At 63.4% G+C, this 19,975-nt stretch carries 17 protein-coding genes and 1 pseudogene; 10 read left to right on the forward strand and 8 right to left on the reverse strand.

The window, feature by feature from the left end; genetic code table 11:
• Window positions 1–549 precede the first annotated feature (549 nt).
• Entirely contained in the window at window positions 550–1,602 is a 1,053-nt protein-coding gene (locus P0D73_RS36785; protein WP_408435078.1) for an NAD(P)-dependent alcohol dehydrogenase, read from the reverse strand.
• A gap of 316 nt (window positions 1,603–1,918) precedes the next feature.
• Between P0D73_RS36785 and P0D73_RS36790 the strand changes: the two genes are divergently transcribed.
• Complete coding sequence (locus P0D73_RS36790; RefSeq protein ID WP_408178378.1) at window positions 1,919–2,887, forward strand: AraC family transcriptional regulator; 969 nt, start codon at window positions 1,919–1,921, stop codon at window positions 2,885–2,887.
• 25 nt (window positions 2,888–2,912) lie between these two features.
• Here P0D73_RS36790 and P0D73_RS36795 read toward each other — a convergent pair whose 3' ends face one another.
• The 3 genes from P0D73_RS36795 to P0D73_RS36805 form a co-directional block, all read right to left on the reverse strand.
• Entirely contained in the window at window positions 2,913–3,689 is a 777-nt protein-coding gene (locus P0D73_RS36795) for a molybdopterin-dependent oxidoreductase (RefSeq protein ID WP_408178377.1), read from the reverse strand.
• Entirely contained in the window at window positions 3,686–4,318 is a 633-nt protein-coding gene (locus P0D73_RS36800) for a cytochrome b/b6 domain-containing protein (protein WP_408435081.1), read from the reverse strand. Before P0D73_RS36800 ends, P0D73_RS36795 begins: the two co-directional genes overlap by 4 nt.
• Window positions 4,319–4,410: 92 nt before the next feature.
• The gene (locus tag P0D73_RS36805; RefSeq protein ID WP_132382959.1) at window positions 4,411–5,043 is read right to left on the reverse strand and encodes a hypothetical protein; all 633 of its coding nucleotides are present in this window, start codon (window positions 5,041–5,043) and stop codon (window positions 4,411–4,413) included.
• Window positions 5,044–5,246: 203 nt separating this feature from the next.
• Between P0D73_RS36805 and P0D73_RS36810 the strand changes: the two genes are divergently transcribed.
• Together P0D73_RS36810 and P0D73_RS36815 are read left to right on the forward strand one after the other, a co-directional pair.
• Window positions 5,247–5,918, forward strand: coding sequence for a heavy metal response regulator transcription factor (locus P0D73_RS36810; RefSeq protein WP_408435083.1), 672 nt, complete (start codon window positions 5,247–5,249; stop codon window positions 5,916–5,918).
• Window positions 5,915–7,315: a heavy metal sensor histidine kinase gene (locus P0D73_RS36815; protein ID WP_408435085.1), complete on the forward strand. Its 1,401-nt coding sequence runs from the start codon at window positions 5,915–5,917 to the stop codon at window positions 7,313–7,315. The genes P0D73_RS36810 and P0D73_RS36815 overlap by 4 nt, the downstream gene beginning before the upstream one ends.
• Here the strand turns inward: P0D73_RS36815 and P0D73_RS36820 are convergent.
• Both P0D73_RS36820 and P0D73_RS36825 read right to left on the reverse strand, forming a co-directional pair.
• Entirely contained in the window at window positions 7,312–7,728 is a 417-nt protein-coding gene (locus P0D73_RS36820; protein ID WP_408435087.1) for a VOC family protein, read from the reverse strand. The genes P0D73_RS36815 and P0D73_RS36820 overlap by 4 nt on opposite strands.
• 54 nt (window positions 7,729–7,782) lie before the next feature.
• On the reverse strand, window positions 7,783–8,124 hold the full coding sequence (locus P0D73_RS36825) for a zinc ribbon domain-containing protein YjdM (RefSeq protein WP_408435089.1): 342 nt from the start codon (window positions 8,122–8,124) through the stop codon (window positions 7,783–7,785).
• 269 nt (window positions 8,125–8,393) lie between these two features.
• On the opposite strand from P0D73_RS36825, the gene P0D73_RS36830 reads away from it, so the two are divergent.
• Window positions 8,394–8,696 carry a putative quinol monooxygenase gene (locus P0D73_RS36830; RefSeq protein WP_132382968.1) on the forward strand — a complete coding sequence of 101 codons (303 nt, stop codon included), beginning with the start codon at window positions 8,394–8,396 and terminating at the stop codon, window positions 8,694–8,696.
• 74 nt (window positions 8,697–8,770) lie between these two features.
• Here the strand turns inward: P0D73_RS36830 and P0D73_RS36835 are convergent, their stop codons facing one another.
• Window positions 8,771–10,315 carry a sensor domain-containing diguanylate cyclase gene (locus P0D73_RS36835; protein ID WP_408435091.1) on the reverse strand — a complete coding sequence of 515 codons (1,545 nt, stop codon included), beginning with the start codon at window positions 10,313–10,315 and terminating at the stop codon, window positions 8,771–8,773.
• A gap of 246 nt (window positions 10,316–10,561) precedes the next feature.
• On the opposite strand from P0D73_RS36835, the pseudogene P0D73_RS36840 reads away from it, so the two are divergent.
• Window positions 10,562–11,495 (forward strand): annotated as a pseudogene (locus P0D73_RS36840) (2-hydroxyacid dehydrogenase).
• 21 nt (window positions 11,496–11,516) lie between these two features.
• On the opposite strand, the gene P0D73_RS36845 reads toward P0D73_RS36840, so the two are convergent.
• Window positions 11,517–12,275 carry a GntR family transcriptional regulator gene (locus tag P0D73_RS36845; RefSeq protein ID WP_132382974.1) on the reverse strand — a complete coding sequence of 253 codons (759 nt, stop codon included), beginning with the start codon at window positions 12,273–12,275 and terminating at the stop codon, window positions 11,517–11,519.
• Window positions 12,276–12,533: 258 nt separating this feature from the next.
• On the opposite strand from P0D73_RS36845, the gene P0D73_RS36850 reads away from it, so the two are divergent.
• The 5 genes from P0D73_RS36850 to P0D73_RS36870 all read left to right on the forward strand — a co-directional run bounded on the left by P0D73_RS36850 (window position 12,534) and on the right by P0D73_RS36870 (window position 19,953).
• On the forward strand, window positions 12,534–12,878 hold the full coding sequence (locus tag P0D73_RS36850; RefSeq protein ID WP_240975458.1) for a UxaA family hydrolase: 345 nt from the start codon (window positions 12,534–12,536) through the stop codon (window positions 12,876–12,878).
• A 59-nt stretch (window positions 12,879–12,937) separates the two neighbouring features.
• Window positions 12,938–14,113, forward strand: a complete 1,176-nt coding sequence (locus P0D73_RS36855) for a UxaA family hydrolase (RefSeq protein WP_132382976.1) — start codon at window positions 12,938–12,940, stop codon at window positions 14,111–14,113.
• A gap of 177 nt (window positions 14,114–14,290) precedes the next feature.
• Window positions 14,291–15,661, forward strand: a complete 1,371-nt coding sequence (gene dctA / locus P0D73_RS36860; protein WP_408435094.1) for a C4-dicarboxylate transporter DctA — start codon at window positions 14,291–14,293, stop codon at window positions 15,659–15,661.
• A gap of 190 nt (window positions 15,662–15,851) precedes the next feature.
• Window positions 15,852–16,850 carry an Ldh family oxidoreductase gene (locus P0D73_RS36865; protein ID WP_408435096.1) on the forward strand — a complete coding sequence of 333 codons (999 nt, stop codon included), beginning with the start codon at window positions 15,852–15,854 and terminating at the stop codon, window positions 16,848–16,850.
• Between the two features lie 178 nt (window positions 16,851–17,028).
• Complete coding sequence (locus tag P0D73_RS36870) at window positions 17,029–19,953, forward strand: molybdopterin-dependent oxidoreductase (protein ID WP_408435098.1); 2,925 nt, start codon at window positions 17,029–17,031, stop codon at window positions 19,951–19,953.
• Window positions 19,954–19,975 lie beyond the last annotated feature (22 nt).

Here is a 19,975-nt window from a genome sequence, read left to right on the forward strand (position 1 = left end):
GCACCGCCAGCTCATAAGCGGATCCCTCGCGCAGTCACGGCAGTGGTGCATCTGGAATCTGTCGTCTCGCACATTCCGCCACAGTGACACGGCAGTCATACTTCCCGCCTCGCGCTCCGCGCTCGCCGGAAGGGTCTGGTTAAAACAAATGATTTCGTTTGTGCGTGGTGGGGGCCTCGCCTCGGCGACACGCCGAAAAAGCCCGGTGGGTTAATGAAGTACCGTGGGGCGCGCGTAGCGCCGCCGGAAGAATGACGGCCTTGTCACCGGGGCTGAGTGTGCGAGGGCACAGATTCCAGATGTACCACTGCCGCGACTGCGCGAGGGACCCGCTTAAGAATTAGCGGTGTGAAGCCGCTTTCTTTGCCTACTTTCTTTGCGGCAAGCAAAGAAAGTAGGTGCCGCCCCGCACAGGGGCAACACTAATAGACCACCGTGATTTCAAGGAAAGGCCAACACCCCAAAGCACACAGTCAGAAAAAACGACTACAAAAAAAACCCACGCCGCAGGCCAAAAAAAACCCACGGCGCAAGCCTAAAAAAACCGACTCACTTCCGCAAGGAATCCAAATCAACCACAAACCGATACTTAACATCACTCTTCAGCATCCGTTCATAAGCCTCATTAATCCCCTGCATAGGAATCACCTCAATATCGGAAGTAATCCCGTGTTCGCCGCAGAAGTCCAACATCTCCTGCGTCTCAGCAATCCCACCGATCAGCGACCCAGCCAGCCGGCGACGCTTGAAAATCAGATTAAACACTTGCGGCGACGGATGATCATGCTCCGGCGCACCGACCAGCGTCATAGTCCCATCCCGCTTGAGCAGATTCAAAAACGGATTCAAATCATGCTGAGCAGCAACGGTATTCAGAATGAAATCGAAGCTATTCAAATGTGCTTCCATTTCTTCGGCATTCTTCGAAATCACCACCTCATGCGCACCCAACCGCTTCGCATCTTCGATCTTCGACGGTGACGTAGTGAACAACGCAACATGCGCACCCATCGCACGTGCGAGCTTCACCCCCATATGCCCGAGCCCGCCAAGGCCAACAATGCCGACCTTCTTGCCAGGACCGGCACCCCAGGTCCGCAGCGGCGAATACGTCGTGATACCCGCGCACAGCAACGGCGCGACACCAGCAGGATCGAGATTCTCCGGCACACGCAGCGTGAACGCTTCATCCACGACGAGCTGCGTGGAATAGCCACCGTAAGTGATCTGACCATCAACCCGGTCGACACCGTTATACGTGCCGACAAAACCGTTCTCGCAATACTGTTCGAGATCTTCCTTGCAACTCGCACACGTGCGGCACGAATCGACCAGACAGCCGACGCCGACCACATCGCCCGCCTTGTATTTCGTCACGTTCGGCCCGACCGCGGTCACGCGGCCGACGATTTCATGGCCCGGCACAACCGGAAACACCGTGTTCTTCCATTCGTTGCGTGCCTGATGCAAATCGGAATGGCACACACCGCAAAACAGAACTTCCATCTGCACGTCATGGGCGCGCAGTTCGCGGCGCTGGATTTCGAACGGGGCGAGCGGCGCGGTAGCGTCGGTCGCTGCATAGGCATAAGTCGTGCTCATGGGTAGCTCCAGCAAAGAGGGTGAAGTCGCAAGGCGCCAGCGATGGGCGACGCAAATCGCCGATGTGGCCAACCTCGTTATGAACCGGATCACGGCGCGGGCGGTGGCTGGCAAATTCGTCAAACTGGAATTGGCAACCGAGCCCGGCGCAGCGCGGAAAAGGATGATCCGGCAGGGTTCCCATGATAGGAGCGGGGAGGGAGCCCGGGAATACCTGAATGTCTTGAAGATTTGCCTAAAACTCCTGGTGAGGAGCGCGATAGGTCGTTTGGTGATAAATTTCAAGCATTATTCTCTCGCACGTCACTATACCGTCATGTCAACCCGTTCCGCTGAACCCGTCTCGGTCGATCCCGCCCAGCAGCGCGTGGTCGAATTATTCGATGCGCTCGCACCCACCCCGGGCCTCACGCGCACGAGTCTCGAAGGCGTCAACCTGATGCGCGCGAATAGTCCCATGCCGCGTATGCCGGTTATGTACGAGCCGAGCATCGTGATCGTCTGCCAGGGCCGCAAGCGCGGCTTTCTTGGCGATCAGGTGTTCCAGTACGACGCGCAGCAGTACCTGGTCCTCTCAGTGCCCTTGCCATTCGAATGCGAGACCGAGGCGAGCCCGGAAGAGCCGTTCCTCGCCATCTCGGTGCGCGTCGATCTGACCATGGTGGCCGAATTGTTGATGGCGCTGAACGAAACGCACGGCGCCGCGCAGCACGAACCCGTCGGCATCTATTCGACGCCGCTCGACCCGGCGCTATGCAATGCGGTGCAACGTCTGATGGACGCGCTGGCGTCGCCGCTCGACGCGCGCATTCTCGCGCCCGGCGTGGTGCGCGAAATCTGCTATCGCGTGCTGACTGGCGAGCAGGGCGACGCGATTCGCGCGGCGCTCACGCATCAGAATCATTTCGGCCGCATTGCCAAAGCGCTGCGGCGAATTCATGCCGATTACCACGGCGTACTCGACGTCGATACGCTCGCGTCCGAAGCGGGCATGAGTCTCGCCGTGTTTCATGCGCAGTTCAAAGCCGTCACGGCCACTTCGCCGATGCAATACGTGAAGACCACGCGCTTGCATCACGCGCGTTTGCTGATGGTGCAGGATGGGTTGAATGCGGGCGCGGCCGCGGCGCGCGTGGGTTATGAAAGCGCGTCGCAATTCAGCCGCGAGTTCAAGCGTCTGTTCGGGCTGAGCCCGGTCGACGAAGTGAAGCGCATGCGCGCCGTCTACGATGCGCCGCCGCCGCGCGTGGTCAAGCCGGTGGCGCGTTACGTCACCGCAGTGTGATCGGGCGAGCGGGCCGCGCTACACGTTACAAGCCGCTGAACCAGTTGTACCCCTGGTCTTCCCAATAGCCGCCGGGATTTGTGTTGGTCACGAAGATCGCCGCGATGTGCTTGGGATTCTTGAAGCCGAGTTTGGTCGGCACGCGCAGCTTCAGCGGGTAGCCGTACTTGGCCGGCAGCGGCTCGTTGCGGAAGTCGAGCGTGAGCTGCGTCTGTGGATGCAAGGCCGTTGCCATATCGAGGCTGGAGTAATAGCGGTCCGCGCATTTGAAGCCGACATAGCGCGCGTTCAGATCGGCGCCGATGCGCTCCAGAAACGTGCGAAACGGCACGCCGCGCCATTGTCCGATCGCGCTCCATCCTTCAATGCAGATGTGGCGCGTGATCTGCGAAGCCTGCGGCAATGCGCGTAGCTGATCGAGATTCCAGCTGCGCTTGTCCGACACGAGCCCCGACACTTCCAGTTGATACGTCGAGCCGTCGATGTCCGGCGCGTCGAACTCCGGATAAAACGCATTGAACGGGAACGGGTCGGTGATTTCGCGTGCCGAATAGGTCGGTGCGAGCTTGTTGCGGTCGAACAGCCACGCCTGCACGCGATCGTTCCAGCGCGACATGGCCCACAGCACTTTGTCGACCGAATCGCCGTCCTGCATGTTGCAGCCCGAGAGCATTGCCAATGCGCCGATGGAGAGCGACGAGCGCAGGAACAGGCGTCGTTGCAGCCGTTCGATTTGCGGCTGATGATCGGCAAGTACGATGCGGGAGCGGCGCGCGTCGTCGTTGGATTTCGATGCGCTCATGCCTGGCTCCTTTCATGCGTCGAATGCCGTGCGCGCCCTGTCAGCATCGGCAGCAACGTGCGCGGCACGAGCAGCACCAGCGCCAGATGCACGACCACGAAACCGACTACGCCTGCCATCGCGATGAAATGCACGCGTCGAGCGAAGTCGAAGCCGCCGAATAGTGCGGTGAGCCAGGAGAATTGCACCGGCTTCCAGATGGATAGTCCCGATGCCACCAGCAACGCGCCAAGACATAACACGAGCAGATATAGCGCACGTTGCACCGCGTTATATCTGCCGGTATCGTGCGGAAGCTTGAAGCGTAGCGCGAGGCTCGCATCATGCACCACGTCGCGCGGATGAACCGGCAGCAGCTTGCGCCGGAAATGCCCGCGCCCGACGCCATACGCAAGATACAGCAGCCCATTCGCGCAGAGCAGCCACATCGCCGCGAAATGCCACGCGATCGAGCCGCCTAGCCATCCGCCGACGGTCGCCCACACCGGAAATCTGAACGGGAAAAACGGCGACGCGTTATAGATGGCCCAGCCGCTCATCACCATGCAGACCATCGCGAATGCGTTGATCCAGTGCGTGATTCGCACGACGAGCGGGTGAACGAGCAGGCGCGTTTGCGGTTCGGGCATGGTGCAAGGGTCGCGAGGCGAACAGGAAGTGGAAAGCCGCGCCATTGAAGAACGCGGCTGTTCAAGCAAACAGAAAAGCTGGCAACGCCGTATTACATCGGCGGCGTCACGCCATGCTCGCCCGCGGAGATGAAGTTGGCGGCCATCGAGCCGTCGGCTTCCTTGTGTGCAAACAGCACGACTTTCGCGCCCGGCACCAGCAGCGAACGGTCACCCGGTTCCAGCGCGACGATAGGCACGTCTTGCGGAATCACGATTTTCTTTTCACCGTCCTTGTACTTCACGGTGATCGTGCGGCCGTTGCTGACCACGAGCGAACCCACGGTGCCGTTGGTCATCGAGCTGTTGCCGCCCAGATCCCACGGACGGTGGCCTTCGCCGGAGCCGCGCATGCTGGCCGGGAACACGTGCACTTCGAGCGCCTTCAGCGTGCCGTCCGCTTGCGGGATCGCGGCGGTGCCGACATAGCTGTCCGGCTTGATGTCGTTCACGTTGGCGAGCACGACGCCGCGAATCGGCGTGTCCTTGGCGAGCTTCACGTCGACATCCTTGCCGTCGCGCGTGTGGACCTTGAGCAGATCGCCCGACAGCGACGTCACCGTGCCGCGCACGCCGGTAGGCATGGCGTTCTGGGCTTGGGCAGCCGGCCCGGCGGCGAGCAAAGCAGCGGCAACGAGCGCGGGGGCGGCGAAGGCGCGCAACGCGTGCGCGGAAACGATCTTCATGAATCAGCTCCAGGTGGTGACGGATGGGGGCAGATTAGACCCGGGACCGGCTCCGGCGAGTGACAGGCAGATGACAAAAACGTCATGAATGGCGCGCGGCAGCCACGTAAAATGGCCGGCATATCCACGTCCAGCATTTCAGCGTTTCAGCGAGCGCCAGAACGAACCGCTGAGCGGACGTCCGAATCGGAGCACCGAGCACCATGAGCATCCTCGTCATCGAAGACGATCCGAAAACCGGCGACTACCTGAAGAAGGGTTTACGCGAGAGCGGCTATGCGGTCGATCTCGCGCGCACCGGCACGGACGGCCTGCACATGGCGCTCGAAAATGCTTACGACCTCGTGGTGCTGGACGTGATGCTGCCCGGTATCGACGGTTGGGAAATCATGCGTGCGCTGCGCGCGCGGCGCGATTTGCCGGTGATTTTCCTGACCGCGCGCGATCACGTCAGCGACCGTATTCGCGGCCTCGAACTCGGTGCGGACGATTATCTCGTCAAGCCGTTTTCATTTACGGAGCTGGTGCTGCGTATCCGCACGCTGCTGCGCCGCGGCGTGATCCGCGAAAGCGACGTATTCGAAATCGCCGACCTCAAGCTCGACGTGCTGCGCCGCAAGGTGACGCGCGAAGGCGTGGAGATTCCGCTCACCAACAAGGAATTCATGCTGTTGCATCTGCTGGTGCGCCGCCAGGGCGAAGCGCTGTCGCGCATGCAGATCGCCTCCGAAGTGTGGGACATGAATTTCGACAGCGACACCAACGTGGTCGACGTGGCCATCAAGCGGCTGCGCGCCAAGATCGACCATCCGTTCGAAAAGAAGCTGATTCATACGGTGCGCAGCATCGGCTACACGTTCGGCGACAGCTCATGAAATTCTGGACCGGGCGCTCGCTCACGGCTCGCACCACGGTGCTGTTCGCGGCGATCGCGTGCGTGGTGATCGGCACGCTCGGCGCGTATTTCTATCACTCCGCGGAAGTGTCGTTGCAACGCCGCGCGGACGTGGTGCTGACCGCCCGCGTCGAGCACTTCAGCCGCATCGTGCGCGATCTCTATTCAGTGAGCGAATTGAAGAGCCGGCCGCTGCTGTTCGAGACCATGCTCGGCGCGGAACAGGACGTGCTGCTGTTTCGCCGTCCGGGCGAGGCGCCGTTCATCGACGTGAACCCGGCGGGCGTGGCGGTGCCCGCGCTGCAAGCCGGTGTTGAGGACCGCTTGCCGACCGTTGCCGACATTCGCCAGACACAGCTGGGCAACGGTGTGCCGGTGCATTGGGCGATCGCCACCGCCAAAGCGCGCGAGGACGGCACCGAAGTCGAAGTGATCGCCGGCCACCCGATGACGGAGGAAGTGCGCATGCTGGCTGCGTACCGCAACCGCATCGTGCTGGCCACGCTGATCGGCATGCTGGCCGCGACGCTGCTCGCCTGGTACGTGCTGCGCCGCGCGTTGCGTCCAGTTCGCGAGATTGCCACGCGCGCCGCGCAGATTAGTCCCGCGAGCCTGTCCGTGCGGCTCGACAGCGAGGCGGCGCCGCTCGAATTGCGTCAGCTCACGCACGCGTTCAACGCCATGCTCGACCGTCTCGCCGACGGTTATCAACGGCTCTCGCAGTTCTCCGCCGATCTGGCGCACGAGATCCGCACACCGGTCGGCGCGTTGATCGGGCAGACGCAAGTCACGCTGGCCCGCACCCGCGAGCCCGACGAATATCAGCAGGTGCTCGAATCGAATCTCGAGGAGCTGAGCCGCCTGAGCCATATCGCGGAAAACATTCTGTTTCTCGCGCACGCTGACCATGCGGCGCTTTCAGTGGAGCGTGAACGGGTCGATCTGCGCGAGGAACTCGTCAGGATCGCAGACTATTTTGAAGGTCTCGCCGATGAACGCGGCATGCGCTTCGTGGTCGAGGCCGCAGGCGTGGCATCGGTCAATCCGATGCTGTGCCGCCGCGCGATCAACAACCTGGTCGTCAATGCCGTGCGTTACGGCGCGAGCGATACGGTGGTGCGTCTGCGTGGCACGCAAGACGAAGCGGGCGCCACCGTGGTGGTCGAAAACGACGGCGCGCCGATTCCCGACGAGCAACTAGGCCGTCTGTTCGATCGTTTCTATCGCGCAGACGCGGCACGCAGCGCGATCACCGAATCGAGCGGTCTGGGCCTCGCGATCGTCAAGGCGATCATGCATCTGCATGGCGGCACGGCGCGCGTGGTGTGTCCGGCGCCGGGCGTGGTGCGTTTCGAGTTGCGCTTTCCGGGCGCTTAAGTGCTGGCCGCCACGGCCGGGGTCTGCGGCTCGTGACAGCACACGCAGAGCTTGTTGCCGTCCGGATCGCGAAAGTAAGCGCCGTAATAGTTCGCGTGATACTGCGGACGCAAACCCGGCGGCCCCTCGCACGTGCCGCCGTGAGCGAGCGCCGCGGCGTGCGCGCGATCGACCGTGGCGCGGTCGGCGGCGAGCAGGGCGATCATCTGACCGTTGCCGGCCGACGCCGGTTGGCCGTCGTAAGGCTTGCCGATCACGAACAGCGGGCGCGGCGCATCCGCCGCCATCCAGCCGGACCAGCATGCGTCGGGATCGCGGAACTTAAGCCGCAGATCGAGCGTATCCATCAGCACGTCGTAAAAGCCGCAGGCACGTTCGAAATCACTGATGCCGATGAAAACGTGGGAAAGCATGGCTGTCGCTCCTCGTGAGTGCTGCCCGTGCCGGCCAGCGCCGTTGTTTCAGACTCAGACCTTCTTCAGATACGCGGCCTTCAACATGAAGTTGCCGGCGTCCATCTTGCAGTCCACTTCATGATCGCCGCCGACAAGGCGAATGCTCTTCACCTTGGTGCCCATTTTCAGCGTGATCGACGAGCCTTTCACTTTCAGGTCCTTGATCAGCACGACGGCATCGCCATCGGCCAGCGGGTTGCCGTTGGCGTCCTTGACCACGGGCTCGTCGGCGTCGTCGGCGGACACGGCGGCGTTCGTCGGCCATTCATGCGCGCAATCGGGGCAGACGTAGTTGTCGCCGTCCGGGTAGGTGTTTTCCATCGCGCACTGCGGGCAGGCGGGAATTGTCGACATGATTTTCTTTCCAGACCGCGGCGGGCCGCGGATAACTTCAGGGTCGGCGAGTATAGCGGACGTGTGGCGGCCGCCGGCGTCCGATGCGCGGGATGCTGCGCCAGCGCAAACTAGCGAGTGCGGAGGCCGGCGCGAGTCACGTGTGGCGACGCTGCACGGGCAGCGGACTATACTTTTCCGATCGCCTGGCGGTCCCGCAAGTTTCGTCACGCCTGGCGAAGCTTTGCAAGGCACACCGATTGCTAGAATCTCACAACAGGAGTTCTGTCATGGTCAAACTCGCACTGTACGTTCGTCTCGAAGCCAAGCCCGGCAAGGAAAAAGAGGTCGAAGCGTTTCTGCTTGGCGGCTTGCCGCTCGTCGAGGAAGAGCCGGGCACCGTCGCGTGGTTCGGTTTGAAGCTCGGGCCGTCCACGTTCGGCATCTTCGACGCCTTTCCGGATGAAAGCGGCCGTGACGCGCACCTGAACGGCAAGGTGGCGGCCGCGTTGATGGCGAAGGCCGGCGAACTGTTCGCCTCGCCGCCCACTATCGAAAAGGTCGACGTGCTGGCGGCCAAATTGCCGGGCTGAACGAGCCGCTGACGGCGCGGCCAGTCGCACGGCCTTCCCGTTTGCTGCCACTGCAACGCGGAATATGGCGGTTATCACGCCGACGCAGCGCCGGCGCCGCGCCGCGATCCGGCGCGTGCGCTTGTCAGCCGCCTGCCGCCTGCCGCGTCGGACGCGTTCGCAGCGGGCTGGTTCGCGTAGGTCGCGCGCTTTTCCTCGTACATCAGCAGATCGGCGCGCTGCACGCCTGCTTCGAGCCGGTCGCCGCGCTGGCAGGTGGCCGCGCCCATCGAGAAGCTGAGCGGCGAGCCCGGATAGAACTGATTGTTCAACTCCACCAGTTGCCTGATCGCATCGACCATCGCGGCGCCGCCGCGCTCGTCGGTGTCCGGCATCAGGATCGCGAACTCGTCGCCGCCGATGCGCGCCGCGTGAAACGGCGTCTCAGTCGCCTTGGCCAGCACCTCGCCGGCGCGCCGCAAAAGCGCGTCGCCCGCGGCGTGGCCGAGCTGATCGTTCACGCGTTTCAAACCGTTCAGATCGGCCATGATGATCGTCACGGGCCACGGGCCCTTGCGTTCGAGCCGGTTCAGTTCGTCCACGTAGAAAGAGCGGTTGCGCAGTTTGGTCAGCACGTCGTGCTTGCCGAGGAACTCGAGATAGGCTTCGGCTTTCTTGCGCGCCGTGATGTCCGTGAGCGCCACCAGCACCAGATCCCACGTCTTCTCATGGCCCGGCAGGACGGAGAACTGCAGGTGCACGTGCACCTCGCTGCCGTCGAGCGAATAGTTGAGCACTTCGCGCTGCTGGAACAGCTTGCCGTCCCACAGGTCGACCAGTTGCTCGCGGAAATGCGGACGCATGTCATCACGGAACACGTCGGCGAGACGCGCGAGCAGCGTTTTCTTGTCTTTCGCCGCGAACATGTCGAGCGTGTGCTGGTTCACGTCGAGCACATGGATTTCCTGCATGCAGCGTTCGACGAACTCGGGATGCACGTCCGTGAACACGCGGAAATCGTTGATGCCGGCTGCGCGCGCTTCGTCGAGCAGACGCTTGACCGCGCTGAAATCCTCCACCCAGAGCGACACCGGCGAATACTCGAACAGGCCGCGCACATACTGCTCGGCAAGCGTCACGCGATGCCGCGCGCCTTCCAGTTCCGTAATGTCTTCGACCGACACTAGCACGCGGTCCCAGCGCGCCTCGTGGCCGGGCAGCACGGCGCCCTTGAGCAGCACGTCGAGGCGCCGCCCGCCGAGCGTGTAGTTGACCGTCTGGCTGGTGAACTGCGATTGCCCGGCCCACAACTGGCATAACTCTTCGAGGTGGGTCTTGAGCATGTCGTCGCGGAATACCGAGGCGAGATTGCCGGTAAGCGCCTCGAAATCGGCGGCCTCGAATTGCGTCAGCGTCTTCTGATTCACCTTGATGACGCGGATGCTGTGCGCGCATTGCGCGACACAGCCCGGATTGGCGGCGAAATGCGCGCGCAGATCGGTCACGCCGTCTGCCCGCCATGCGTCGAACAAGCTGCGCACGCCGCTGAAGTCTTCGAGCCAGAGCGAGACGGGCGCGAGTTCGAACATCTCGGAATCGTCGTTGGCGGGCGCAGGGCCGCGCGGGAGGATGTCCAGCATGAGATTCTCAGGATCGGAAGTGCCGCCATTTTAAGACGGGTTGGGCTGTGGCTGAAAAGAAAGACCAGTTACGCATCATTTTTGCGTCAGGGCGTCAAACAAGATAACGGCGCGGTTCCGATCGACTTGAGGTGCGCCCGGCGGGGCATCCAGCTCTCGGGACGCTTGCCGGCAAGCGGTCTGGAGCCTTGTTACACTGGCCTGAAACTTGTCCGGTCCATCCACGTTGCCAAGAAAAGCGCCGCCATGAAGCCATCCCTGCTAGTTCTGATCCACCTCAACGATGCAAGCCGCGCCAAGATCGAGGCGGCGTTCGAAGTGGTCTACGCGCCCGATGCCGCCGAACGAGCCGCCGCGCTCGACGCGCACGGCAAGACGATTCGCGCCGTGCTGACCAACGGCACGACCGGGCTCGCCGCCGCGGACATCGATCGCATGCCGCAGCTCGAACTGCTCAGCGCGCTGGGCGCGGGCTATGAAAACCTCGCCGTCGACCACGCCCGCTCGCGCGGTATCGTGCTCGTCAACGGCGCGGGCACCAACGATCATTGTGTGGCTGATCATGCATTCGCCTTGCTGCTCGCGGTGGTGCGCGACGTGCCGCAACTCGATCAGGCCACGCGCGCGGGCGTCTGGCGCGACACCTTGCCGATGCGCCCGAACGTCTCCGGCAAGCGCCTCGGCGTTGTCGGGCTCGGCAATATCGGCGAGAAGGTCGCGCGCCGCGGCGCGGGCTTCGAGATGGAAATCGGCTATCACAACCGTAAGCCGCGTGAAGGCTCGCCACATCAGTACTTCGACAGCGCGGAAGGGCTCGCGCGCTGGAGCGACTTTTTGATCGTCGCGACGCCGGGCGGTGCGGGCACGCGTCATCTGATCGACGAGGCGGTGTTCGAGGCGCTCGGTCCGCACGGCTTCGTGGTCAACGTCTCGCGCGGCAGCGTGCTCGACACGGCGGCGCTCGCCCACGCGCTTACAGCCGGCACGATTGCCGGCGCCGCGCTCGACGTCTACGAGGGCGAGCCGAATCCACCGGGGGCTTTGCTGGCACTGCGCAACGTGGTGTTGACGCCGCACGTGGGCGGCCGCTCGCCGGAAGCGATCACCGCCTCAGTCGACAACTTTCTGAGCAACGCCCGGCAAGCATTTTGCGGGCGAGCCGGTATTGACGCCAATCTGACGTCGCAAGCGCGTTCCGCGGTTACTTCTCTTCGTTGCCGCCCGGCCGGTTGCCGATGTACTCGTACTCTTCGGTATTGACCCGTGAAACACGCAGTTCGACCACGCTGCGGTGATACGAGTAGGCGATACGCCGGATCTCCAGCAACGGCGCGCCGACCTCGACGCCGAGTTGCGCGCTCTCCAGTTCGCTCGCGAGACCCACGCTCACGCGTTCATCGGTTTCGACCACGTTGATGCCGAAGCCGTCCTGATAGAAGTTGTACAGCGTGTTCGGCCGGTTGCGCAGTTTCGTTTCGGTGAGGCCCGGAAAATGGGCCTCCGGCACGGTGATATGTTCGATCAGCACCGTTTTGCCATGCAGCGCCAGGCCGTTGACGAACTGGAATACGCGCGCGCCGGTTTCCACGCCGAGCGCGGCCGCCACGTCGCGCGAGGCGCGGGCCTTTTTGAAATCGACCAGCGTGACGACGGGATAGGCCTTGTCGCCGTCGCGCCGCACGATCCTGAAGAAACGGAAAAAATGCCGGTCGCGCTGATGCATGGACACGAACGTGCCCAGGCCCTGGTGACGGATCAGGATGTTCTCGGCACAGAGTTCGTCGATCGCTTTGCGCAGCGTGCCGATGGACACGCCGAAGCGCTCGGCGAGCCGCTTCTCCGAAGGAATGCATTCGCCGCCTTTCCATTCGCCTGCCGAGAGCGCGGCGAGAATCGCGCTCTTGACCTCTTTGTAGCGCGTGCCGCCCAGCGCGGGCGGATTGATGGCGAGCGTGCTCATGACAACCTCTGAAATACGCGAGTCGCGCGACGCCGCTCGCGAAGGTTAAACCTGCCTGGATTTTAAACGACAAACTCATCTAGTCCATCTAGATGACATGGATTATCTCGACACTACTGGAAAACACTCATTTAACACATATAGATGACCTAGTTGACATCCATCGATGCGGCGCCTACTATCGATTTACAGCAGCGCATCTGGCTGCGCTTTCCCCGGCGGCACGACACCGCATTCAATACACGAACGGAGACGCTAATGAGCAATCCCACGGCAGACATCAAGGGCACCGCGGCAGCGGGCGCATCGCCCGAACGCAAGACGATTCACATCGTGTTGCACGAGGCGAAGGACACAGTCGGTGTGGCGGTCGTCGAGGGCATCAAGGCGGGCACGCAACTCAACGCGTGGATCATGGACGACGACGAGATCGTGACTTTCCCGGCCAAGCAGGACATTCCCATCGGTCACAAGGTGGCGCTCAAGGACATGGCGGTGGGCGACACGGTGTTCAAGTACGGCGTCGATATCGGCAAGGTGGTCGCGCCGATCAGCGCCGGCGAACACGCCCACGTGCACAACATCAAGACGAAGCGCTGGTAAGTCGCGCCGGACAGACTGCCGCAATTGAATCGCCCCCACACCTGAACGAGAGATACACCATGAGCGTGATTGACCTGGATACGACTTTCCGCGGCTATCGTCGCGACAATGGCCGCGTTGGCGTACGCAACCACGTGATCATCCTGCCGGTCGACGATCTATCGAACGCCGCGGCGCAAGCCGTCGAGAACAACATCAAGGGCACCATGGCGCTGCCGCATCCGTACGGGCGACTGCAGTTCGGCGCCGACCTCGACCTGCACTTTCGTACGCTGATCGGCGCGGGCAGCAATCCGAATGTCGCGGCGGTGGTCGTGATCGGCATCGAGGAAGGCTGGACCAAACGTGTGGTGGACGGCATTGCGAAAACCGGCAAGCCGGTGATGGGCTTCGGCATCGAACTGCACGGCGACCACGACACGATCATGCGCGCTTCGAAGGCGGCCAAGGAAATGGTGCAGTACGCCACGTCGCTCGATCGCGAGGAATGCCCGATCTCGGAGCTGTGGGTCTCCACCAAATGCGGCGAGTCGGATACGACCTCGGGCTGCGGCGCCAATCCGACTGTCGGCAATGCTTTCGACAAGCTGTACGGACTCGGCACCACGCTCGTGTTCGGCGAGACCTCGGAGTTGACCGGCGGCGAGCAGATCGTCGCAGCGCGCTGCGCCAACGACGGCGTGCGCGAGCGCTTCCAGTTCATGTTCGACCGCTATCAGGACATGATCAACCGCTGGAAGACGGACGATCTTTCCGAGTCGCAACCCACCAAGGGTAATATCGCGGGCGGCCTCACGACCATCGAGGAAAAGGCGCTCGGCAATATCCAGAAGATCGGCAAGAAGTGCATGGTGGACGGCGTGCTCGACAAAGCCGAGGAACCGACGCACTCCGGTCTATGGTTCATGGATTCGTCGTCGGCGGCGGCGGAGATGGTGACCTTGTGCGCGGCGTCCGGCTTCGCGGTGCATTTCTTCCCGACGGGGCAGGGCAACGTGATCGGCAACCCGATCGTGCCGGTCATCAAGATCTGCGCGAACCCGCGTACGGTGCGCACCATGGGCGAGCATATCGACGTCGATGTGACCGGCATCCTGCAGCGCGAACAGAACCTCGATCAGAGCGGCGACAAACTGCTCGAATGCATGATGGCCACGATCAACGGCCGCTTTACCGCCGCGGAAGCGCTCGGTCATCGCGAGTTCGTGCTGACCCGGCTGTTCGAAAGCGCCTGAGTCTGGCGGCCGGGCAAGCGCGGTTGCCTCGCGCTTGCCTGGTAGTATCGCAGTGGACCCCCAATTCCCGGCGCGCGCCGGCACGGAGAACGGCCACGACGCCGCCCGTTGCCGGCAAGCCATGCCGCTACGGCGCCGGTTCGACACCTGGCGGCAGCGAGTGGAGGAGACACCATCTTGCGCGTGCTCAAACATCTCTACGTGCAGGTCCTGATCGGACTTGCGGCCGGAATTCTCGTCGGTTACTTCGCGCCCGCGTTCGGCGTCGAAATGAAGCCGCTCGGCGATACCTTCATCCGCCTCATCAAGATGCTGATCACGCTGGTGATCTTCTGCACCGTGTCAGTCGGCATTGCGCGGATGGAAAGCCTCAAGCAGGTCGGCCGCGTCGGCTTCAAAACATTGCTCTACTTCGAGGTAGTGACCACCATCGCGCTCGTGATCGGGCTGGTCGTGGCAAACGTGCTGCATCCCGGCGCGGGGCTGAACATCGATCCCGCCACGCTCGACGCGCACGCCGTGACGCACTACGTGGCGGACGCGCATTCGGCGTCCTCGAGCTTCTTCGATATGATCGTGCCGAATTCGGTGGTAGGCGCGTTCGCGCGTGGCGATCTGCTGCAGGTGCTGCTGTTCTCGGTGCTGTTCGGCATCGCGCTGTCGATCATGTCGCAGCGCAGCCGGTTGCTCATGCGTGGCATCGAACAGTTCGGCGATACGCTCATGCGCATCGTCGAGATGATCATGCGGCTCGCGCCGCTCGGCGCATTCGGCGCGATTGCCTTCACGGTCGGCAAATACGGCATCGGCACCTTGCAGCAACTCGGTCTGCTGATTCTCTGCTTCTACATCACCAGCATCCTGTTCATCGTCGTCGTGCTCGGTGCGGCGGCGCGCTGGGCAGGCGTCGGACTCTGGCCGCTGTTGCGCTACTTCCGCGAGGAACTGCTGATCGTGCTGGGCACGTCCACCACGGAATCCGTGCTGCCGCGCCTGATGGAGAAGCTCGAACGCATGGGCTGCCCGCGGGCGATCGTCGGCCTCGTGCTGCCCACGGGCTATTCGTTCAACCTCGACGGCGCCGCGATCTATCTGACCATGACCTCGCTGTTCATCGCGCAGGCCACCAACACGCATCTCTCGCTGATGCAGCAACTGGGTTTGCTGGCGATTCTGATGCTGACGTCGAAGGGCGGCGCGGGTGTGGCGGGCGCGGCGCTGGTCGCATTGACGGCGACACTGTCGACGCACAACATCATTCCCGTGGCGGGCATCACGCTGATTCTCGGCGTCGATCGCGTGCTCAACGAAATCCGTGCGCTGACCAATATGATCGGCAACGTGGTGGCGACGCTGGTGGTTGCGCGCTGGGAAGGGGCTTTCGATGCGCGCGCGGCTCGGGAATTCCTCGCGGCTCCGCGCGAAGTCCGGGATCAGGTGCAGCCGCAGTCGCAGTCGAAACCGCAGGCACATGGGCCGTCGACTCAACCCGGCCTCGAGGAGAGACGCCCGGCCGCCGGCACGACGCTGCTGGAAAAGGGCGGCTAAGTAGGACAATCACGACGGCGATCCGAATGAGGATCGTCATGGGCAATGCCGCAATCGATGCATTGCGGCATTGCTTCGTGTGCGCTTCGATCGCATGCTCGTCGCGCAGTGCGTGGCTGGGTTTCCGGTTGAACGGTTCGCCGCGGCGCCCGACCAATACCAACAACACAACAACTTGAGGAATGACCCGATGGCCCGATTGTCTCCCGACGCGCTCACCACGCTTGCCGTCGACTCGCTGCGCCGCGCGGGCGCGTTGCCGGCCACCGCTGAGTCAACGGCTCGCGCGCTGGTCTATGCGGACCTGCGCGGTTTGTCGTCGCACGGTGTATCGCGTTTGCCGATGTATTGCGCGCAGTTGCGCAACGGCCGCGTCGATCCCGCCGCGCAAGCGACGATCGTGGCGGATCGCGGCGCGGCGGTGCTGATCGACGGCGCGGACGGATTGGCCTATCCCGCGTGCGACCTCGCGGTCTCGACGCTTGCCGAGCGCACGAAGCAGTACGGCAGCGCGGTCGCGGGCGTGAAGCGCAGCCACCATTTCGGCGTGGGCGCGGCCCATCTGGCCGCGCTCGGCGCCGCTGGCATGGTTGCTCTTGCGTTCAGCAATTCGCCGGCGGCGATGCCCGCGTGGGGCGGCCGCCGTGCCCTGTTCGGGACCAACCCGATCGCCGCCGTGTTCCCGCGTCGGCATGGCGAGCCACTCGTGATCGACCTCGCGCTGTCGCAGATCGCGCGCGGCAAGATCGCGCTGGCCGCGCGCGACGGCAAGCCGATTCCCGAAGGCTGGGCGACCACCCGCGGCGGCCAGCCGACCACCGACGCCCGCGCGGCCCTCGACGGCATGATGCTGCCGTTCGGCGGCGCCAAAGGCGCGATGCTGGCGCTGGTCGTCGAACTGCTGGCGGCGGCGCTGACGGGCGCGAACTTCGGCTACGAAGCCGGCTCGTTTCTGACTGAAGAGGGAGAGCGCTCGCGCATCGGCCATCTGTTCTGGGCGATCGATCCAGGCGCGCTCGCCGGCGACGAAACCTATCTGTCGCGCGTGGAAGCGCTGATCGACATGATGCTCGCGGACGACGACGTGCGCTTGCCCGGCGATCGAAGAGAGCGTCTCGCGGACACGGCGCACAAAGACGGCGTCGAGATCCCGGATGCGCTGATCGCACAACTCGAAGGTCGCGGTTAGCCGACGTTGACCAAAGCGCCACAATCGGCGCGCCATTGAAAGGCAATCGGAAACTATCGGCGTGGCGGATAGTTTCTCTCGAAAATGGCGATTTCCCTTGTGAGGCCACGGCGCATAGGATGAGCGGTATCGCATCACCACCGCTTCGGCCCCGCCGGAGCAGCGACGGAGATCCCGCATGGAACATCACGCCCGCACGCAGGATGAACGGCTCGACATCAAGACGACCACCTGCTACATGTGCGCCTGCCGTTGCGGCATTCGTGTGCATCTGCGTGAAGGCGAGGTGCGCTACATCGACGGCAATCCGGAGCATCCGCTGAACCAGGGCGTGATCTGCGCGAAGGGTGCCTCGGGCATCATGAAGCAGTACTCGCCCGCGCGCCTCACTCAACCGTTGATGCGCAAGCCAGGCGCGGAGCGCGGCAGCGCGCAGTTCGAGCCGGTGTCGTGGGAGCATGCGTTCGACGTGCTCGAAAAGCGACTCGGCGAAATTCGCGCCACCGACCCGAAAAAATTCGCGCTTTTCACCGGGCGCGACCAGATGCAGGCGCTGACCGGCCTCTTTGCCAAACAGTTCGGTACGCCTAATTACGCGGCGCACGGCGGCTTCTGCTCGGCCAACATGGCGGCGGGCATGATCTATACGATCGGCGGCTCGTTCTGGGAATTCGGCGGGCCGGATCTCGATAGCGCCAAGCTCTTCTTCATGATCGGCACGGCGGAGGACCATCATTCGAATCCGCTCAAGATCGCCATTTCGAAGTTCAAGCGCGCGGGCGGCCGCTTCATCGCGATCAATCCGATCCGCACCGGCTACGCGGCAATCGCCGACGAATGGGTGCCGATCAAACCGGGCACCGATGGCGCGCTGTTCATGGCATTTCTGCACGAACTGATTGCCGCCGACGCGTGGGATCACGAATTCGTGCGCCGCTACACCAACGCGGCGGAACTCGTCGATCTCGACGAAGCCAGCGAAAACTTCGGCCTGTTCGTGCGTGATCCCGAGCGGCCGGTCGGCAACCCGCTGTTTCCGCAGAATCATCTGTGGTGGGACGCTCATGCGGCGCGCGCCGTGCCGCATCACACGCCCGGCGTCGAACCCGCGCTCGACGGCCGCTATACGCTCGACGACGGCACGCCGGTCACGCCGTCGTTCGCCTTGCTGCGCGAACGCGTGGCCGATTGCACGCCCGAGTGGGCGGCAGGCATCACCGGCATTTCGGCGGACACGATTCGCCGCCTCGCGGGTGAAATGATCCAGACGAGCCGCGATCACCGCATCACTTTGCCGATCCGCTGGACCGACGCGTGGGGCGAGACGCACGAAACGGTCACCGGCAATCCGGTCGCCTTTCACGCAATGCGCGGCCTCGCGGCGCACTCCAACGGCTTCCAGTCGATCCGCGCGCTGGCCGTGCTGATGTCGCTGCTCGGCACGATCGACACGCCCGGCGGCTTTCGTCACAAGTCGCCGTTTCCGCGCGCCGTGCCGCCGTCGGCGAAACCGCCGAACAGCTCCGACGCCGTCAAGCCGAACACGCCGCTCGCCACCGGTCCGCTCGGCTGGCCCGCTGCGCCCGAGGACCTGTTCATCGACGAACAGGGCGGGCCGGTGCGCATCGACAAGGCCTTCTCGTGGGAATATCCGCTCGCCGTGCATGGCCTGATGCACAGCGTGATTACCAACGCGTGGCGCGGCGATCCGTATCCGATCGACACGTTGATGATTTTCATGGCCAACATGGCGTGGAATTCGTCGATGAACACGATGAAAGTGCGCGAGATGCTGGTCGACAAGCACGCCAGCGGCGAGTACAAGATTCCGTTTCTGGTGGTGTGCGACGCGTTCCAGTCGGAGATGACGGCGTTCGCCGATCTGATCCTGCCCGACACGACGTATCTGGAACGGCACGACGCGATGTCCATGCTCGACCGGCCGATCTCCGAATTCGACGGTCCGGTGGATTCGGTGCGCGTGCCGGTCGTGCCGCCCACCGGCGAATGCAAGCCGTTCCAGGAAGTGCTGATCGAGCTTGCGTCGCGTTTGAAGTTTCCTGCCTTCACGACCGCCGAGGGCGCGCGGCGTTATCGCGACTATCCCGACTTCGTGGTCAATTTCACGACTTCGCCGGATTCCGGCGTGGGCTTTCTGATCGGCTGGCGTGGCAAGGATGGCGACAAGGCGCTGGTGGGTGAACCGAATCCGAACCAGTGGGAGCAGTACGCGAAGAACAATTGCGTGTTCCATTACCGGTTGCCCGAGACGCTGCAGTACATGCGCAACTGCAACGGGCCGTATCTCGAGTGGGCGGTCAAGCACGGTTTTCGCAAGTTCGGTGAGCCGATTCTGATCCAGCTGTATTCCGACGTGATGCAGAAGTTCAGGCTCGCCGCGCAGGGCCGTACGAGCGGCAGGCAGCCGCCGGATCACTTGCGCGCGCGCGTCGAAAAATACTTCGATCCGCTGCCGTTCTGGTATGCGCCGCTGGAAAGCGCGGCTACCGACCTCGACCAGTTTCCGCTCGCCGCGGTGACCCAGCGGCCGATGGCGATGTACCACTCGTGGGACTCGCAGAACGCGTGGCTGCGGCAGATTCACGGCGAGAACTATCTGTACATGAATCCGTTGATGGCCGCTGAGAACGGTATCGCCGACGGCGCCTGGATCTACGCCGAATCGCAATGGGGCCGCGTGCGTTGCATGGCGCGCTTCAGCGAGACCGTCGAGCCGGGCACGGTCTGGACATGGAACGCGATCGGCAAGGCGTCGGGTGCATGGAACCTCGGCCCGGGCGCGAATGAATCGCAACGCGGTTTCCTGCTCAATCACCTCATCACCGACGAGCTGCCCGGCCGCGACGACGACGTGGCGCGGCGCATGTCGAATTCCGATCCGGTGACGGGCCAGGCCGCGTGGTACGACGTGCGCGTGCGCATCTATCCGGCGGAAGCCGACGCGCGGCACACGCTGCCGCAATTCGCGGCGATGGCCGCGGTGCCGGGTGAGAACGGCGTGATCTCGCGGATCGTGCAGACCTACTTCGCGGGACGAGGGGAGTTCGCGGCGCGGCTGCGCGGCGCGACGGGGCGCAAATAGCATCGAGACAGCCGCAAGGAGC

The sequence above is a fragment of the Paraburkholderia sp. RL18-101-BIB-B genome (genome assembly GCF_046026985.1).
Taxonomy (GTDB): Bacteria; Pseudomonadota; Gammaproteobacteria; order Burkholderiales; family Burkholderiaceae; genus Paraburkholderia.

Coding starts and splice junctions, on each gene's coding strand:
- P0D73_RS36790 (WP_408178378.1), top strand. CDS start 1,919: ATGTCAACCCGTTCCGCTGAACCCGTCTCGGTCGATCCCGCCCAGCAG.
- P0D73_RS36865 (WP_408435096.1), top strand. CDS start 15,852: ATGGCCCGATTGTCTCCCGACGCGCTCACCACGCTTGCCGTCGACTCG.
- P0D73_RS36805 (WP_132382959.1), bottom strand. CDS start 5,043: ATGAAGATCGTTTCCGCGCACGCGTTGCGCGCCTTCGCCGCCCCCGCG.
- P0D73_RS36815 (WP_408435085.1), top strand. CDS start 5,915: ATGAAATTCTGGACCGGGCGCTCGCTCACGGCTCGCACCACGGTGCTG.
- P0D73_RS36855 (WP_132382976.1), top strand. CDS start 12,938: ATGAGCGTGATTGACCTGGATACGACTTTCCGCGGCTATCGTCGCGAC.
- P0D73_RS36825 (WP_408435089.1), bottom strand. CDS start 8,124: ATGTCGACAATTCCCGCCTGCCCGCAGTGCGCGATGGAAAACACCTAC.
- P0D73_RS36835 (WP_408435091.1), bottom strand. CDS start 10,315: ATGCTGGACATCCTCCCGCGCGGCCCTGCGCCCGCCAACGACGATTCC.
- P0D73_RS36830 (WP_132382968.1), top strand. CDS start 8,394: ATGGTCAAACTCGCACTGTACGTTCGTCTCGAAGCCAAGCCCGGCAAG.
- P0D73_RS36820 (WP_408435087.1), bottom strand. CDS start 7,728: ATGCTTTCCCACGTTTTCATCGGCATCAGTGATTTCGAACGTGCCTGC.
- P0D73_RS36795 (WP_408178377.1), bottom strand. CDS start 3,689: ATGAGCGCATCGAAATCCAACGACGACGCGCGCCGCTCCCGCATCGTA.
- P0D73_RS36870 (WP_408435098.1), top strand. CDS start 17,029: ATGGAACATCACGCCCGCACGCAGGATGAACGGCTCGACATCAAGACG.
- P0D73_RS36845 (WP_132382974.1), bottom strand. CDS start 12,275: ATGAGCACGCTCGCCATCAATCCGCCCGCGCTGGGCGGCACGCGCTAC.
- P0D73_RS36810 (WP_408435083.1), top strand. CDS start 5,247: ATGAGCATCCTCGTCATCGAAGACGATCCGAAAACCGGCGACTACCTG.
- P0D73_RS36850 (WP_240975458.1), top strand. CDS start 12,534: ATGAGCAATCCCACGGCAGACATCAAGGGCACCGCGGCAGCGGGCGCA.
- P0D73_RS36785 (WP_408435078.1), bottom strand. CDS start 1,602: ATGAGCACGACTTATGCCTATGCAGCGACCGACGCTACCGCGCCGCTC.
- P0D73_RS36800 (WP_408435081.1), bottom strand. CDS start 4,318: ATGCCCGAACCGCAAACGCGCCTGCTCGTTCACCCGCTCGTCGTGCGA.